The organism is Phycisphaerae bacterium (assembly GCA_019636475.1).
GTDB lineage: Bacteria > Planctomycetota > Phycisphaerae > UBA1845 > UTPLA1 > JADJRI01.
The window spans coordinates 41,214-56,982 of the sequence record JAHBXN010000012.1; the positions used below are offsets into that span (position 1 = coordinate 41,214).

Genomic DNA, 15,769 nt, shown 5'->3' on the forward strand with positions numbered 1-15,769 from the left:
TTGCGATATGAGTGCACCGAACATACAATCAATTGAGAGGGGCAAATCCGATTTGTACCCGAAAGCGCGGCGGTGCAGATCGACAAACGGGTCCGAAGTTCGGCCCGGAACGCCCCGGTGGGACTCCCTCTGAAAAGCCAAGGAGTCGCGAGCGCGATCGGAGGTTTTTGTGCCTGCTCCGGCATCGGCTTTGGGTCTGAACGTTCTGGTGCTCAATCGCCATTACCTGGCGATTCGAATCATCAACGTCAAGCGCGCGTTCAGCCTGCTCTGCCGCGAGTTGGCCGAAGTGGTCCACGTCGAGCAGGACCGGTACGTCTCCTACGACTTCGAGGACTGGCGCGAGCTGTCCGAACTGGCCAGGCAGTTTGAACCCCACGCGCACGACTGGATCCGGACTGTCCGCTTCGATATTGCGGTTCCGCGCATCATCAGGCTCGCCATTTTCGATCGGCTGCCCAAGCAGGAAGTCAAGTTCAACCGGCGAAACCTCTACGCACGCGACAGCAACCGCTGCCAATATTGCGGAATCCGATTCTCCACAACCGAATTGTCGCTGGACCACGTTGTTCCCCGCAGCCAGAATGGCCCGTCGACGTGGGAGAACATCGTCTGCGCCTGTCTCAAATGCAACATAAAGAAGGGCGGCCGCACACCCGATCAGGCCAACATGAAGCTGATTCGTCCGCCGAAGAAGCCCAGGCGGAACCCCTGCATCAGCATCAAGCTCATGGACGACCGCTACGCAAGCTGGAAGGCCTTCCTCGACAACGCCTACTGGTCCGTCGAGCTGAAGTAGCGATTGACCGCAATCGTGCGTCAGCTACTTATTCGATCCAGCACAAATCGCGCCAGCACCGGAGCCACCACTTCGTAGCCCGCCGGCGTCAGATGACAATGATCGTAGATCAAGCCCCGGGCACGATTCTCGCGGTACGCCTCGCGGAGCGCTGGCAGCAGATCGCAAGCCGGTATCGATAGCCGACCAAGCGTCGCCGCAAAATGGCGTTGGGGCGTATCTTCAACAAACTCCGCTTCGACCTGGTATTTCACGGGAAACAAAGCGACAAGCAGTTGGAAGCCGTGCTGAGCTGAGAGCTCTTTCATCGCTTCCAGCTCCGCCCCCATCCGATCCCATGCCCAGTCGAACCAGGCTACGCCCCAGTCCGACATGGCCGATGCGACCTCGAACTCAAACGTGGCTCGATCAGTGCGCCATGCTTCGGCGTCGAGCGGCTTCTCCGGAAACGGCCGCCCCGAAAGACGTTCCCACCGCGCCTGCCCTTGCTCCGCCAGATCATACGCCAGTCGCCGAGCGGTCAGCCGTTGCACGATCGGACTGTCGGCCAGCACCCCCTCGGGCGGAGCGAAGAATGCCGAGGCCGAGGCATCATTGAGAAATAATCCGACCAGCACCACATCAGGCTGAACCAGCAGGCCGGTCTCCAACAGCAATTCAAGCTCCGTCGCCAGCGCCGCACCGGCCAGCCCGCCGTTCAGCACCTCGCAGTGAGAGCCGTCACGGCGCAGGGATTCCTGAACCAGCGCCGGGTACGTTTCCGACTCCTCCACGTAGGCTCCAAGCGTGATTGAATCTCCGAGCACAAGTATGCGCGTGACGCCGGGCTGCTTCGGCAGCACGTCGCCGCCTCGCATGCCCAGGGCGTTTGTTTGGAATCGCACGCGGCGATTCGAGATCGGATCGACAATCTCCGCATCCATCAGCCGGCGCAGCCGAATCCCGCGCGACGTTTCAACATAAATCGGAGGAACGCGCGGCCCGTCTGGTCGACGCGGGCTTCGCAGCGCCGAATCCGGATCAATCGGCCCGACATTCGATGTGAGCATCGCCACGATCAGATTTGAAATATGCCAGAGCCCCGCGCCCGCGAGCACAACAAGCAGAACCGCCGCCGCGCGAAAGACGAAGGCGCGCCCTGCCGGCGCAGGCCGAGATAGAGTCGAACAGGGGGAATCATCGCCCATGAAAGAAAGTATCGCGCAGACCGACGAGCAGGGAAACCGGAAATCCGGATCGTGTCGCGGCCGCCACCCGGGCGATCAAGGTGTCTGCAGCGCCGCCGGAATCTCGCTCAGCCGCTGATAGACGACGGTCTGCGAGGCGAGCGTTCCCTGCATCGTCAGGAAATCGTCCGACATCGTCGCACTCTCAAAGCCGATCGGCATGCCCAGCGTCGTCGTGCTCCAGGTGAATTGATCACCGGTTCGAACCGGCTCGTCGGCATTGGTAAGAAAAATGTCCTGCCCGAACACGCCGCGAATCGGCCGATTGTTGTAGCTGATGTAGAAATTGCCGTCACCGCCCGCCTGGCGAGCGTACTGAATCGCGCCGATGATCTTGCCTTCGTCGCTGAACCGGATGTCCTGCGTGCCGAACACATTGGTCGTCCGCCACGCGCCGGCGAGTGCCGAAACTGTGGCATCCGGCGTGACCACGATGATCACCGTCTGCGTGGTCGGGTTACATCCATCGGCGGACCCGACATTGACTGTCCGGGATGCCTGCTGATAGCCCGGCGGCGCAACCGTGATGTCAAAGCGCCCGAACAGGTTGATCCCGATCGGAAAATTCTGACACGGAAAGTCCGCGGAGCAGCCGCCCGTGTCGGCCGTTCCGAGGTTTCGCCGAACGGTAATCCGCGCTCGGTCGACCGTCGCGCCGTCTTCGTCGGTAATGGTCAGGCGAATGGCCGGGTTGCCCAGCGTGCCGCAGGTGCTGTTGTTGTTGTTCGAGGGCGGCCCGTTCGAACCGCACTGCCCCTGCAACGCAGCCATTCCCGAACACAGCGCGAATGCTCCAAGAACCATCGTCGTCCAAAGCGATTTCTGTTTTCCCATGCTCAAATCTGCACCCCGGGGTCGGCGAGGACCGGTATAAAGCATTCTATTCTAGCAGCCTTTCAGCCTTTGCCGAGCCCGCTCCGCGCCGCACATGCGACGGCCGCACCCGATAATCACCCCCTTCGATCGTGGGCCACCCCGGAATTCACACCAAACGCCGCAATCCGGCGTCGCTCCCCGGAGCGCTGATCAAGCTTCTTCTTACGCCGGGCTGCCGGCGCCTCAATACAGGGGCTGAATGGAGATTGTCATGGCCGTTCACACGATCCGCCGCGCAGGAGCTTCAATCGCCGCCTGCTTCTTTGTCGCGGGCTGCGTCGCCCACCGCCAGACACAGTACTTCGAAGTCGTCGATCCGGACTCGGGAAATATCAACTACTACCGAATGACGCTTGAAGGCGGAGGAGGAATCGGCGTCAACTACCAGCTACAGGCCGGGTACTTCTCAGCAGCGTCCGTCGACGTGCTTCGCGGTCGGATTCCGCAGATTCCCGAGGTTGATCTGCCGATCGAATGCGACGCCGCATTCGAAGCCCTCACGGCCGGGTACTACGACTCGCTGGTCACCTTGTCGGAAGCGACTCGACAAAACCGCGGCGCGGACCTGCCTGCAGGCATCGACGACCTCGCACTGCAGAATGCCCGGCTTGTCTGGTTCGGCCAGCTCTCGCCGGCCGACGTGGCCGCAATGGGAATGAACCAATCGAACAACCCGTTCGAGTTTCGCAAGCTGGTGTTCTGGTCGTCGGCGCAGAACATCGACCTGCGCGCCTATGGAAGCGAGATCGACGCGATGATTGACAGCGCAACGACCCTCATACGTGCGTCCCGGATGCGCGAAAAACGGGATGCGTCGCAGCGCCGTAGCGTCAGTGAATTCATCATTCGGCTCCTTGAGACACAGCCCGAGCTGGCCCCCTTCAAGGATGCCGTAACCTCGCTGCTGGGTCCACCTCATGAACAATAACACTTGGCACCGTGATGGAGACACTCCATGAATTTTCGATCCGTTCCTATCCGTGCCTTTCCAGCCGCAATAGCCGTTTGCCTCTGCATGGCGGCGGGATGCCAAAGCACGCTGCGCGTCCGCGTGGAAAAACTCGAAGGAGTGCAATCGAGCGTGCCTGACGGTCTGCCGGACACACTCCGGATATTGCTGGCCGCGCTTGAGGGCCTCGACGAAATCTGCACCGAATGCCGCATCACATACGGCGATGCGGCGGTCGAAAGCGCGTTGTCGGCGCTGGCGGATTCACAGCGAAAAGGCCGCGCCCTGTTGCCGATCATTCGCGATCTCATTGACCGCCAGGCGCGCGGACAGATCGGTGGGCGAGCGCTCGCGGCGCAGACCGCCGCGTTGCATCGGCGCGTGCGCGCATTGATTCCTCGCATCGATCTCGATGCGCTGTCGACGGTGATTCCGATCGAAATTGAACCGGCACAGCGCGCCGCGATGCAGCGACTCGCGGCGGACCTGCCGGTCGTCGTCGATCGGTTTGCGACGGCGCTGGCCTCCGCGGCGGCCGGATCAGCCGGATTCGGCGGATTTCGTCAGGGCGGGGTGTTTCAGATCAATCCGGGCGATCCGGCGTATGACCGGGTGCTGGTTGCCGTCCCAGCGGCGAATCCGATCACGGAAGTGCGCGTTCGCGCCGTCGGCGATACGGGCGTGATGCTTGTTCAGGAAAGCCCGGCACAGATGCGGCTTTATCAGATCAGCAACGATCCTTCGACGATCATGCGCAACGCAAGCTTCATCATGAACAAGGTTCTGCAAGCCGCGGTGAAATTCAGCGGATGGCGGATGGAAACCGGCGTGAGCGGCCCCTGATCGAATGCTCGAAGCGCGTCACTCCGAAATGCAGCAGCCGACGACCACCAGTTCGTCCGTCGCGGGGAAAACGCGCGAAACCCTGTAGGGCTCCTCGAAGGACGCCCAGCGGTCGTGGTCGAATCGGCGAATGTGAATCAGATCCCCCAAGCGCGGCGCTTCATGAACGCGAGCCATGAAACCGTAGCCGGACGGTGAACGATCGATCGTCCAGGCCTTGTGATCCTCGATGCGGCCCGGCCGCTTCCATCGAATGATATCCTGGGAATCGAGTCGAACTTCCCGGCGTTTGTCGGCACTGGCCATGTCGATCATGGGGTCTTCTCCAATCCTGATGTTCCCATATCTCGGTTCGGATGCCATGCCACGTCAGTTTAGCAAATTATTGCCGACCCCAGCCGCATGACCATGCCACATCGCATTCAGTGATCGCGCAGGTCCGAGAACGCGCGACGGCTATCGTGACGAGTCCGAATTCATCTCGCGCCGGAGCACATGCCCCAGATGAAGGCGGTAAGCGACATGGGGGTGAAGGTGCGTTCGAGTTGAGAATCCCAACGGCGCATCGCGGCCCATGACATACACCGGCCGGCCGTTGAGTCGGCATCGGAGGACCGCGTGCAGTTCGTCGCCGACGCGAAACGTGGCGGCCGGTTCCAGATCGGACAGGACCGCATCCGGCGCGACTCGCGCCACGATCTGCCTCGCATCGCGGTGCATGTCGTATTGATCGTCGGCCTGAATTTCGGCATGAGGTACCATCGAAACACCGAGCACGAGCATGAAACGCGTGCCCAGATGCAGTTCAAACAACTCCTCGGCCGTCAGGTCTTCGGCCGGGTAGTAGTTCGGTTCGGTGTCGCCGACCACGACGGCGTATCGCGAGACATCGGGTCCACCACGAGCGGCCGTGAACTCGAACACGACCGTTTGACCTTCCCCTTCCAGCGGAGACCGCTTAAAGAGGGTCATCGCTCCGAGTGCCGCGGGAGCGTCTTCACGAAGCTGCTCACGCAGATACTCCAATGCCGTCCGGCGCCAACGGTCGGTTTGTTCGGAGTCGGTTGTCGCGAACTGGTCATCCATCCGGCGTGATTCCATGGCAAACTGAACGGTCGCGCGCTGTTGCTTCCGGCTCGGAATTCGCTTTCGATCCAGTATAATCGCTCGGTTGGCAACGTGCTCCTCCGTCGTGAGCGGAACGCACGTTGTCGACTGTAGCCCGTACAGTGAACCCAGCACGCATCGCCCGACCGCGACCAGTTCAATGCCCGAATCGACACCACAAGACGGCCGGTCGGACGCGGAATGCTCCCACCATTTACTGACATGCCCGCATTGCAAAGTGGTTTACGACGCCGCCTACGCCCTTGAAGGCAAGCGGGTTCGGTGCAGAGTCTGCGGGCACGTCTGGCGCGAGGACGCGAATGCCGCGTCGCGCGTTGCAAGTGCGATCGGCAGTGCCGCCTCGGGCTGGTCGCAACTCGGTTCGACGCTGCTCGATGCGGCGGATCATGCATCAACCGTCGGCCACCTGGTTTCACAGACGCCTGCGGAAGCACGGCTTCCCGCCGGGGAATGGGTGGGGCGGCGTATCGGCAAATACGAGATCAAAGCGGTAATCGGTCAGGGCGCGATGGGCTGCGTCTATGAAGCCATGGACACGGAGCTGAAGCGCACCGTCGCGCTGAAGATGTTGCCGCCCCGCGCCGATCAGCGAGAATCGCTTGGGCATCGGCTCTTCCAGCAGGAAGCGCGCACCGCTGCACGGCTCCAGCATCCGAACATCGTCACTGTCTATGACGTCGGACAGTCCGACGGCGTTCACTTCCTTGCGATGGAGCTGGTACACGGCGTCACGCTTATGGCACTCGTGCGATACTGTCGCCGGCTGCCGGTCGAGCAGGCGGCATACATTGTCGCGCACGCGGCACGCGCGGTCGCCGTGGGACATGCCCAGCAGGTGATCCATCGCGATGTGAAGCCTGGCAACATTCTGATCGACGAACGCGGCTTCGTGAAACTGACTGATTTCGGCCTCGCCGCCGTGGCGGATGCGGACGAATCCGCGGAGCTTGCCGGTCTTGCGCTGGGCACGCCGGGATGGATTTCGCCCGAAGTTGCACGCGGCGAGCCGGCCACGCCGGCCAGCGACATATACGGCCTGGGGCTGACCCTCTACTACGCACTGACCGGCAAACGATTGATCAAGGCGAAGACCAAAAGCGCCATGATCGCGGCGCAGAAGAACGCGCAAAGCGTTCGGACGGAGGACCTGCCGGCGAGCTGGCCGGCTTCGCTGCGCGAGATTCTCGTGAAATGCCTGAACGCCGACCCAACCGCGCGGTATCAGTCGGCGGACGATCTTTCGCTTGACCTGATTCGCCTTGCCGGACGAGTTGCATCGGGCGCGGATGTTGACGCCGATCGGGCGAAGACGGTTGATATCGGGGGAATGCGTCGCGGCCGACGCTGGATGTGGTGGGTCTTCGCCGCGGCCGCGGTGGCCGCGGTGGCTGCGGTTGCGTGGCTGTCATCGCCGGGTCCCTGATGACGAACGGATCGGCGGGGCGTACGATCTGAAGCGCGGTTTCCTGCATGGAAGGACCATGACGAACGTGAAACAGACGACGCTTGGACTGCTCGCGGGCGAAGGCGAGTTTCCTAAACTGGTCGCGCGCGGCGCGAGGGCGGCCGGGATGCGCGTGGTGGTGGTCGGTCTGTCCGGTACGCATGATCCGGCAATCCGCGATCTCTCGGACAAATACTATCAAGCGGGGATCGCACGGCTGGGTCGATGGATTCGCCTGTTTCGTCGCGAAGGAGCGACGCAGGCGATCATGGCGGGCCGGGTGCGCAAGGCCCGGATCATCGAGATGCCGATCTGGCGTCAGATGTTGGCGTACTTGCCGGACTGGGCTAGCATCAAAGTGTGGTTCACCGCCGCGGACCGGCGCAATGACACGCTCCTCGGCGCGGTGGCCGAAGCGATGGCGCGGCGAGGTGTGACATTGATCGATTCAACAACCTACTGTACCGATGCAATGGCATCGGAGGGCCAGCTCACCCGCAGGACGCTCTCGCCTTCGCAGGAAGCCGACGCATCGCTGGGTTGGCGGATCGCGCGGGAGATGGGCCGGCTGGACGTCGGGCAGGCGGTGGCGGTCCATCACAAGGACATCATCGCAGTCGAGGCCATCGAAGGGACCGACAAGATGATCGAGCGCGCGGGCTCGCTCTGCAAGAAAGGCGGCTGGCTGCTCGTGAAAACCGCGAAGCCGAATCAGGACATGCGCTTCGACGTGCCGACGATTGGCCCGAACACGATCGAAAAGCTTGCCAAGCACGGGGCGACGGCGATCGTGATCGAAGCCGGCAAGACGCTGATACTTGAGAAATCGCGAACCCTTCAACTCGCGGACGAACTGGGCATCGTGATTGTCGGGCGATCGGAACACGAAAACTGACCCAATGCGGCCGATCGCCCTCTGAACGGACTGAGATCAATGACCAGAAGGCACTGACGCCGGAAGGCTTCAAATGCGTGCACTCATCACCGGCGGCGCCGGCTTCATCGGTTCCCATCTTGCCGAGCGACTGCTCGACTGGGGGCATGATGTCATCGCCATTGACGATCTGAGCACCGGGCGTGCCTCGAATCTTGCGACAATCAAGGATCACTCCCGCTTTGAATTCGTGCTGGATGATGTTCGCAACGAGTCGACGATGCTGCTGCTCGCCGAGCAATGCGACATGATCTTTCATCTCGCAGCGGCCGTCGGAGTGCAACTCATCGTGGACGAACCGGTGCGCACGATCGAAACGAACATTCACGGCACGGAGGTGCTGCTGAAAGTCGCGAACAAGTTTCGCAAACCGATGCTCATCGCGTCCACCAGCGAAGTGTACGGCAAGAGCGAGCGCGTGCCCTTTCGCGAAGACGACGACACGGTTCTTGGCGCGACGCATTTCTCGCGATGGTCTTACGCGTGTTCGAAGATGATTGACGAGTTTCTCGGCCTGGCGTACTTCCAGCAATTCGAGCTGCCCGTCGTGGTTGCGCGATTTTTCAATACCGTCGGGCCGCGCCAATCCGGGCAATACGGCATGGTGATTCCGCGATTCGTTGAACGCGCGCTGCGCAACGAACCGCTTGATATCCACGGCAACGGAACGCAATCGCGATGCTTCGGATATGTCGGCGATGTGGTGCAGGCCGTGATCGACCTGATGCAATGCAGCAAGGCGTTCGGCCGGGTGTATAACATCGGTTCGACCGAAGAAATCACCATCGACGAATTGGCCGACAAGGTTATCGCCATGACGGGCAGCACCGGCGGGAAGCGATATCTCTCGTATGAGGAGGCGTATGGTCGCCCGTTCGATGACATGATGCGCCGTGTGCCTTGCCTGGACCGGATACGCACCGTGATCGGATATCAGCCGACGACTTCGCTCGAGGAAATTCTCCGCCTGGTGATCGACGAGAAGCGCAGCGCCTCCTAGGGCGCGGCGGCGCTACCCGATGACAATGCCATTGCACTTCCGAACAGGCCGCCTTTGACGCCCCCGTCGAATCCGATGGCTGCGACGAATCAGGATGTCGAACGCTTCGCGGCCGGGTCGGCAGCCTTTTTCTTCGCGCCGCTGGACAGGCGAAGGCGATCGCGAAGCAAGGCGGGATTGAACAGCGCCGCGAGATTCTCCAGCAGATAGCCGATGATCGGGCCGGGATCTCGGGCGCGCAGCAACTGATAGGAGGTGTCCTTGCGAAACTGAAACCAGCTCGGCCACGTCGAGAATCGCTGCTTATTGCTTACGCGAAGAAACCACAGAATATCGGCCGGCAGGAATCTGAGGAACCGGTTCTTTGGATAATCAAGCACCGCCTCCACGGGTTCGCCGTGTGCCATTCGGTACATCATCAAGGGAAAATCGATGCCGACCGAAATGCCCATATTAAAGCTCTCCGGAAACCGCGGGTTGATCTCCATCAGCTTCGCAACATCGTCGCGAGGATCCACGACGTAATCGAAATCGCAGAACCCCAGCCAGTCCAGCGCGACAAGCATCATTCGCGAATATTCAATCACGTCCGGCCGATCGGCGGAGAAGTTCAGTACGCTGCTGCCGCCGTCCGGCGGATACATGCGCGTCTTGCCATAGGCGATGGCGGCAAGCACGCTTCGATGCTCGTCCATCAGCATGTCAACCTTGTACTGCATTCCGCCGGGTGGAATGAAGTCCTGCAGGTAGCATTCGCCATGCTCGGCCGTCAGTCGATCGTAGGCCGACCGGATCTCGTCGGCGTTGTAACACCAGGTGATGCCCCGCGCGCCGACGCCGACACTCGGCTTAATCAGCACCGGCCACCGCTGAATCTGCGGCAGGACACCCTCCAGGCCGCCGGGATGCTCCGCGGGAAACCATGAATCCGGTATGGGAACGCCGGCCGCCATCGCCGTTTTCATGGTGGGAATTTTCTCGTATGCGGCGAGGAAGCTGGAGGCGCTCGGCATGATGATCCGGGTGTGCCGGCGCACGTCGTCCTGAATCTCGTTGACGGCCAGCGCGCCGTAGTGCCCGAGTTGAAAGAGCATGTCGATCGGTCGTGAGCGAAGAAACTTCAGCAGCCATTCCTGAAATGCCGCCTTCTGAAAGCGCGTGGACGGATACACGTGTCTCTCGCGACAGCCGCGACTGAAGAAGCCGCTGTTTAGCCGCCGCTCGCTACCCGCCGCGACGCGAAAACCCGCGCGGGCCATCGATTCGATGACTGGCAGCGCGGCCTTGCCGGATGCTTCCATGACAAAGACGGTCGGCGCGGCCGAATCGCGCGGCGATGGTCCCCCCCGGGCCGTCAATTGGTCGGGCACATCGTTCACGCCTGCCGCCTCCCGGCCGGTGCAGCACATTCTCGAATGGCTTCTTCGAACACGCTCGCCAACTCCGTCGCAATCATGCGTCGATCGAATCGGGCGAAGGCCGTTTCACGCGCGCGAGTGCCGATCGCGCGGCGTTCATCGGGATGATCCGCCCATCGCTCGATTCGAGCGGCGAGGTCCGCGGCATCGCCGGGCTTCGACGCGACGCCGATTCCGGCGGATTCAACCAAATCGGCCGTGGTGCCCGCGAAATTCACGATTGTCGGCAGGCCGGCGAACATGTAGTCAAAAATCTTGTTGGGCGTGACCCAGCGCGGCCGGACAATCTGTTTGAGAATCATCAGGCCGATGTCAGCGGCCGCAAGAATGCCCGGGATCTGCAACTTCTGAACCGGTTCGAGCAGATGCACATTCGTGAGGCCGCGGCGTTTGGCTTCATCGATCAGCACTGGACGCATCTTGCCTTCACCGATCAGCACGATGGCGATATCCGGCCGATGCCGAAGCAACTCGGCTGCATCGAGCAACTGAGTCAGGCCGTTGGCATCGCCATGCGCGCCGGTATAGACGGCTTTGATCCGGCCATCGAGACCGCGGGCGTGCCAATAGTCGTGATCGGGCCTGACATCGCGGTAGAGCGACCCATCAGCGCCGAGCACGACCGTTCGCAGCTTCTCGGGCGGGAATCCGCGCTCAAGCAGCCGATCGTGAAAACCCCGCGAGACCAGAAGAATCCGCCGCGCCCGGGCATAGCAGAAACGCTCCAGCCATTCCCAGAATCGCGACTGCAAACCGGGTTTCATCCTGCCGGCAGCGATCAAATCCTCCGGCCAGAGATCCCTCACTTCGAAGATATAAGGAATTCGCTTCAGAGCAGCGGCGAGTCGAGCTGGAATGCCCACCGTCGGCGGCGTGCTCGTCGCGAAGATCAGATCGGCCTTTCCGGCACGCAGGGCAGCCCAGGTGGCCAGCATCGCGAACTTCAGCCACGCCCACATGCGCCCGGAGACCGGCAGGCGGTTCGCATACCACGCATTGCACGCGATGACGCGGATACCGTCGATGTGGTGCGTCTGAAAGAGACGGTACCAGGGCATGCGCGGCAACGAACTCTGGTCGTGCACACCGGTGATCATCGTGACCTGATGGCCCATTTCGATGAGGTAGCGCGAGACATCGTAGCTGCGTGTGGCGCTGGTGCCCTCGTTGGTCACGAAGTACTGATGAATATAGATGAGTCTCATGCGCGGGCGTCACTCCCCGGACTGATGCGCGTCACAATTCTTATCGGCAGGAGCACGCGGCCGTTCAGCTCGATCGTCGGCCGCGCGGACTTTTCGCCATAATATTCCGACTGCCAGCCCATCACGCCAGCGGAAGATTCGTCGCCGCGTCGTATGTCGATTCGCATGTCGTCCGGCAGATCGAATGCGAAGCGAACCCTACCTCGCGGATGAATCAATTCGAGCCATCGCTGTTCCGCGTGCAGCACGAAGGGTGCATCGGCCAGATGCCACCGCAACACGACGGGGTGCTCTCCGATGCCGGTCAGGGAATCCGTGACGATCCACTCGCGGTCGGCCCGTAGTTCGACATCCCGGCGGTGCACGACATTCCACGGATATCTGCTGTAGCCCTGGTGTTCTCCGGTCCACTGCGCCACCCCGTGGCGCACGCAGCGCGCTTCGGGCCAGGGCACCCATAGGAATCGCGACGCCGGATCGAGCGGGCCGCGCCCGCCGATTTCGATGGTGTTATGCGCGGCGATGTCCTTGAAAAACTTCTCGAAGTGCGGAGTGTCCGGCGAATAGTACAGAAACGACCCGCTGTCCGAGACGATATTCGCGCCCCGGTACCAGATGTCGAGATGAAGCGGATCGACATGCGCGGGCCGATCGCGGTAGCTGTGACATCGGGCCATGCACCATGTATCCGAGCCGCGAATCGTGTAGTAGCCGCCGACATCGAAACGCGCGGAGACGGCGGGACGCGGCGTCGATGGAGACGACGCAAACGCATCGCCGTAAAGCCAGACGGCCGCTTCGTCCCACGGCCCAGGCGGGAGAACGCGCGTTCCGGTCGCAGCGAACATCGCGGCCTGCACCACCGGGCGGAAATCGGTGTAGTCGCAGGAATCGAGCGGCAGAACGAGCGCGCCGTCGTTGCTGCCGTAATTCGGCACGCGGCCCGAGTCCGGATCGAGCATGCCAAGAAGGAACTCGCCCGCGAGCGCCACGCGACGACGGAGTTCAGCCGACAGCGGCGCGCCCGCCAATTCAGCAATCCGCATGGCCCAGAGGCAGTCATGCAGCATGACGCGATGATAGTTCATCGAGTGCTGTACGAAGCTGCCATCGTCGTAAATCTGCCGGGCGATTTCGCGCTCAAGCGTTTTTCGGCCGAGCGAACGCCAGCCGGCCGAACGGCGAAGGAAGGGGAACAGCGTGCCGATGGTAAAAAGCCCGACGGCCTCGCTGATGCCGTGGTTGTTCTTCTGCGACACGGCGAAATCGATATTCGCAGCGACCCGATCTGCGGTAATCGCAAGCATTTTGATCGCAAGATCGATGCGCGCCGGGGTGGTGGCCGACGATTTCCAGAACGCATGCAACGCGAAGATCCATGCGAAGGCTCGGAGCGAAGCCTCCTGCCCGCATTTCCAGTTCGGTCCCATGTTCGGCGGATTCTGCTCCACCCAGCTCTCGAACAATCGCCAGTACGCTTCAGGAAACGTTTCATCTCCACTGAATGCGTACGCTCGCGCCAACCAGAACGCGCACGCGAAGCGCGAGGGCTCCCAGACCGTCTTCACATCGCCGAAGTCAGGTGAGAAGGTCGGATAGTCGCTCCAGTGCGTGCGGGCGTGATGGCTCGCCCTGGCGCCGGGGACGCGCAACCATTCGACCGGGCTGCCGTGGTCCACGAGCCTTCGGCTGTAGTAGAGGAACTTACCTGCCGCATAGTCGTGCGCGATGGCAAGGGTCTGAGCAACGCCGGCGCTGCCGGCCGTTTCGCGAAGCAGCGCGCGCTCGGGCATCCGTCCAGGGTCAAAAAGGAATCGCCCGATGTGTCGTTCGAGGGCATGCCCAAAATTTCCCGGATCGTTCGATGTGGTCGAGCCAGGCAGATCAGCAAGTGAATAGCTCTCGATTGAGACCGCCGGCGTCGCGCGGCGCAGCGCACCCGAATTCTTTCGCAAGGCGTACCAGGCTCGATAGGCGACCCACCGGAGGCCCATGAGGCGGAGAACCTGTAGTTGTCGGCGGAGGCGGGTCATGCGAGTTCATCGGTTCGATCGGACCAGCGATTTCCACGAAGCGAGAGCATACGCGAACATGAATGTGTCCGCGACGTGACCCGATAATGGCGCCCTGCCGACGCCGTACACGGACCATCCCGGCCCGCGTCGGTGCATACCCGCAGACTGAACAAACTAGAAGCGGTTTGGGACCATGGCGGCGATCACGGGTTCGTGTAGGTGAAGTTTACGTGATTCACGCCGTGACACGTAAGCGTGCACGATCCGGAAAATCGGCCGGTGTCATTGAAGAACCGCCGGCCGCCGACGATTCGCAAATCGAAATTGATGAGTGCTGAATGCTGCGAACGCGGCCCGTTGACGCCGTGGGGCGCGTGGCAGGCGCTGCAGGGTGTCCGCGCATCGACCACATGCCGCCTGTGGAACGTGAAGCTCTCGTCGCCAAGAATGCTGTTACGGTCGTGGCACTGGTAGCACAGGGCGTATGCCTGTGCGGATTCGACCGTGAAGTCGGCCGTGTCGTATCGGTCCGCCAGCAGAAACTCGTATCGCGATCCATGCGGCCCATTCGGCCCACCGCCGCCGAGCTGTCGCGCGTCCGGATTGTTGTGACAATCCTGGCAACTGATGAAGGTCTTCTGCCGGGCCTGCGGGGTGAGGCTGGGCACTTCGTTCTGATTTCGAGCCTGCCGCGTGATGGGATGTGACGACGCGGCAGTGGCACTGAGTTCGCGACGAATGTTGCCCCAGTTGTCTCGCTGCCGAATAATGCGGCCGCGAACCGGCGCGGGATTATCCGAATGGCAGCGGAAGCAGACCTCGTAATAAAAATTGGCCCGCTCCGTCGGTGTGCCGGCGGACGTGATGCCTGCGACCTCCTGCATTGCCGGCGGGACGCGATTGCGCCCGATATCCCACTGCGAGAGCCTGCTGCCGAGCGGATCGTCGCGCACGGCATGCGGATTGTGACAATCGACGCAGTCCACGTGAATGCGCTGCATCAGCACGGACTCGGCGGGATCATGCGCGTCGCGCCAGCGCTGGACGCGATGGCCGCTGCGCAGATTGGCGACACCCTGCATGTCTCGACCGAACAGGCCATTGTGACAATCCATGCACAGATCGTACGGACGGTCGTGAAGCAGCCGCTCGGGGTGGCCCGCGCTGTGTGCGGCATGACAGGAGCCGCAGGCATTCTCCGACAGAGACCGTCTCGCCGGCGACACGCCGTTATTCACGGTCGGCGGCACGGAGCGATTGCTCAGGGCGTGAGCGCTCTGCCGCCAGCCCTTCATATCGTGACAGGTGATGCACAGCGTGCCCCGCTCATCGGTGACCCGCAGGAAGTTGCCTAGTTCGTTGTTGTGCGGATCGTGACAGGCCGTGCACTCCAGTTCACCGCGTGGGCCAAGTTTGATGTCGCGACTGACCAGATCGGGCGACCGGAGTTGCGGATCCCGATTGGACAACTGCCGATCGAAGCGAAAACCGATCGGATGATCGTCGGCCAGATTGTTCGTCAGGTTCGACGGCCCGCTCGGCATGAACGGCTGGTTCATCGTGATCGGATCGGTCGCGCCACGGCTCTGCACAAGGCCCAGCGCAATGCTGCCGTCGTGACACGACAGGCACATCTTGCTGGCGGGGCCGGGCTGATCGATGCGGGCGTCGGTCGTTGAGCTTGAATAAATCCGGTAATACGTCGTCGGGTTATATCGATTCCACAGCGGCGTCTGCGGATCCGTCCGGTGCGGAGCGTGACAGAAGATGCACACTTCGTCTTCGTGAAGCGCTCGAACCGTTCCCGGACCTGTCGCCGACAAATTATGCTTCGAATTGACGACCGACTGATCGGCGCGCGCCTGCCCGCCGTGCGCGAAGGCAAACGCCCAGCCGGCAACGAACAAAATGACTTCAGTGCGGCAACCCATC

Annotated in this window: 14 protein-coding genes; 6 read left to right on the top strand and 8 right to left on the bottom strand. The window is 61.9% G+C overall.

Translation table 11 applies throughout. The features are described 5' to 3' along the window. The first annotated feature begins 169 nt into the window (after window positions 1–169). On the top strand, window positions 170–799 hold the full coding sequence (locus KF841_15705; protein ID MBX3396802.1) for an HNH endonuclease: 630 nt from the start codon (window positions 170–172) through the stop codon (window positions 797–799). 20 nt (window positions 800–819) lie between these two features. On the opposite strand, the gene KF841_15710 is transcribed toward KF841_15705, so the two are convergent. Both KF841_15710 and KF841_15715 read right to left on the bottom strand, forming a co-directional pair. After that, the gene (locus tag KF841_15710; GenBank protein ID MBX3396803.1) at window positions 820–1,986 is read right to left on the bottom strand and encodes a hypothetical protein; all 1,167 of its coding nucleotides are present in this window, start codon (window positions 1,984–1,986) and stop codon (window positions 820–822) included. A gap of 75 nt (window positions 1,987–2,061) precedes the next feature. Beyond that, entirely contained in the window at window positions 2,062–2,859 is a 798-nt protein-coding gene (locus KF841_15715; protein MBX3396804.1) for a hypothetical protein, read from the bottom strand. A gap of 253 nt (window positions 2,860–3,112) precedes the next feature. On the opposite strand from KF841_15715, the gene KF841_15720 reads away from it, so the two are divergent. Both KF841_15720 and KF841_15725 read left to right on the top strand, forming a co-directional pair. Then, entirely contained in the window at window positions 3,113–3,829 is a 717-nt protein-coding gene (locus tag KF841_15720; protein MBX3396805.1) for a hypothetical protein, read from the top strand. A gap of 27 nt (window positions 3,830–3,856) precedes the next feature. Next, complete coding sequence (locus KF841_15725) at window positions 3,857–4,693, top strand: hypothetical protein (protein ID MBX3396806.1); 837 nt, start codon at window positions 3,857–3,859, stop codon at window positions 4,691–4,693. Between the two features lie 18 nt (window positions 4,694–4,711). Here the strand turns inward: KF841_15725 and KF841_15730 are convergent, their stop codons facing one another. Further along, window positions 4,712–5,008, bottom strand: coding sequence for a hypothetical protein (locus KF841_15730; protein ID MBX3396807.1), 297 nt, complete (start codon window positions 5,006–5,008; stop codon window positions 4,712–4,714). A 141-nt stretch (window positions 5,009–5,149) separates the two neighbouring features. Continuing rightward, complete coding sequence (locus KF841_15735; protein ID MBX3396808.1) at window positions 5,150–5,779, bottom strand: hypothetical protein; 630 nt, start codon at window positions 5,777–5,779, stop codon at window positions 5,150–5,152. A gap of 181 nt (window positions 5,780–5,960) precedes the next feature. Between KF841_15735 and KF841_15740 the strand changes: the two genes are divergently transcribed. The 3 genes from KF841_15740 (at window position 5,961) to KF841_15750 (ending at window position 9,199) form a co-directional block, all read left to right on the top strand. Further along, window positions 5,961–7,244 carry a protein kinase gene (locus tag KF841_15740; GenBank protein ID MBX3396809.1) on the top strand — a complete coding sequence of 428 codons (1,284 nt, stop codon included), beginning with the start codon at window positions 5,961–5,963 and terminating at the stop codon, window positions 7,242–7,244. Between the two features lie 58 nt (window positions 7,245–7,302). Continuing rightward, window positions 7,303–8,160 carry a UDP-2,3-diacylglucosamine diphosphatase LpxI gene (lpxI, locus tag KF841_15745; protein ID MBX3396810.1) on the top strand — a complete coding sequence of 286 codons (858 nt, stop codon included), beginning with the start codon at window positions 7,303–7,305 and terminating at the stop codon, window positions 8,158–8,160. A gap of 73 nt (window positions 8,161–8,233) precedes the next feature. Further along, window positions 8,234–9,199, top strand: coding sequence for a GDP-mannose 4,6-dehydratase (locus KF841_15750; GenBank protein MBX3396811.1), 966 nt, complete (start codon window positions 8,234–8,236; stop codon window positions 9,197–9,199). 89 nt (window positions 9,200–9,288) lie between these two features. On the opposite strand, the gene KF841_15755 is transcribed toward KF841_15750, so the two are convergent. From KF841_15755 to KF841_15770, 4 genes are all read right to left on the bottom strand, one after another. Next, window positions 9,289–10,608, bottom strand: a complete 1,320-nt coding sequence (locus KF841_15755; GenBank protein ID MBX3396812.1) for a hypothetical protein — start codon at window positions 10,606–10,608, stop codon at window positions 9,289–9,291. Further along, window positions 10,575–11,822 (bottom strand): glycosyltransferase family 4 protein, encoded by a 1,248-nt coding sequence (locus tag KF841_15760; GenBank protein ID MBX3396813.1) that lies wholly within the window; start codon window positions 11,820–11,822, stop codon window positions 10,575–10,577. Before KF841_15760 ends, KF841_15755 begins: the two co-directional genes overlap by 34 nt. Beyond that, the gene (locus KF841_15765) at window positions 11,819–13,855 is read right to left on the bottom strand and encodes an alginate lyase family protein (GenBank protein ID MBX3396814.1); all 2,037 of its coding nucleotides are present in this window, start codon (window positions 13,853–13,855) and stop codon (window positions 11,819–11,821) included. Before KF841_15765 ends, KF841_15760 begins: the two co-directional genes overlap by 4 nt. 185 nt (window positions 13,856–14,040) lie before the next feature. Further along, window positions 14,041–15,768 (bottom strand): cytochrome c3 family protein, encoded by a 1,728-nt coding sequence (locus tag KF841_15770; protein ID MBX3396815.1) that lies wholly within the window; start codon window positions 15,766–15,768, stop codon window positions 14,041–14,043. Between the last annotated feature and the right edge of the window lies 1 nt (window position 15,769).

Coding starts and splice junctions, on each gene's coding strand:
- lpxI (MBX3396810.1), top strand. CDS start 7,303: ATGACGAACGTGAAACAGACGACGCTTGGACTGCTCGCGGGCGAAGGC.
- KF841_15770 (MBX3396815.1), bottom strand. CDS start 15,768: ATGGGTTGCCGCACTGAAGTCATTTTGTTCGTTGCCGGCTGGGCGTTT.
- KF841_15715 (MBX3396804.1), bottom strand. CDS start 2,859: ATGGGAAAACAGAAATCGCTTTGGACGACGATGGTTCTTGGAGCATTC.
- KF841_15750 (MBX3396811.1), top strand. CDS start 8,234: ATGCGTGCACTCATCACCGGCGGCGCCGGCTTCATCGGTTCCCATCTT.
- KF841_15730 (MBX3396807.1), bottom strand. CDS start 5,008: ATGATCGACATGGCCAGTGCCGACAAACGCCGGGAAGTTCGACTCGAT.
- KF841_15740 (MBX3396809.1), top strand. CDS start 5,961: ATGCCCGAATCGACACCACAAGACGGCCGGTCGGACGCGGAATGCTCC.
- KF841_15760 (MBX3396813.1), bottom strand. CDS start 11,822: ATGAGACTCATCTATATTCATCAGTACTTCGTGACCAACGAGGGCACC.
- KF841_15755 (MBX3396812.1), bottom strand. CDS start 10,608: ATGTGCTGCACCGGCCGGGAGGCGGCAGGCGTGAACGATGTGCCCGAC.
- KF841_15725 (MBX3396806.1), top strand. CDS start 3,857: ATGAATTTTCGATCCGTTCCTATCCGTGCCTTTCCAGCCGCAATAGCC.
- KF841_15720 (MBX3396805.1), top strand. CDS start 3,113: ATGGCCGTTCACACGATCCGCCGCGCAGGAGCTTCAATCGCCGCCTGC.
- KF841_15710 (MBX3396803.1), bottom strand. CDS start 1,986: ATGGGCGATGATTCCCCCTGTTCGACTCTATCTCGGCCTGCGCCGGCA.
- KF841_15765 (MBX3396814.1), bottom strand. CDS start 13,855: ATGACCCGCCTCCGCCGACAACTACAGGTTCTCCGCCTCATGGGCCTC.
- KF841_15735 (MBX3396808.1), bottom strand. CDS start 5,779: ATGGATGACCAGTTCGCGACAACCGACTCCGAACAAACCGACCGTTGG.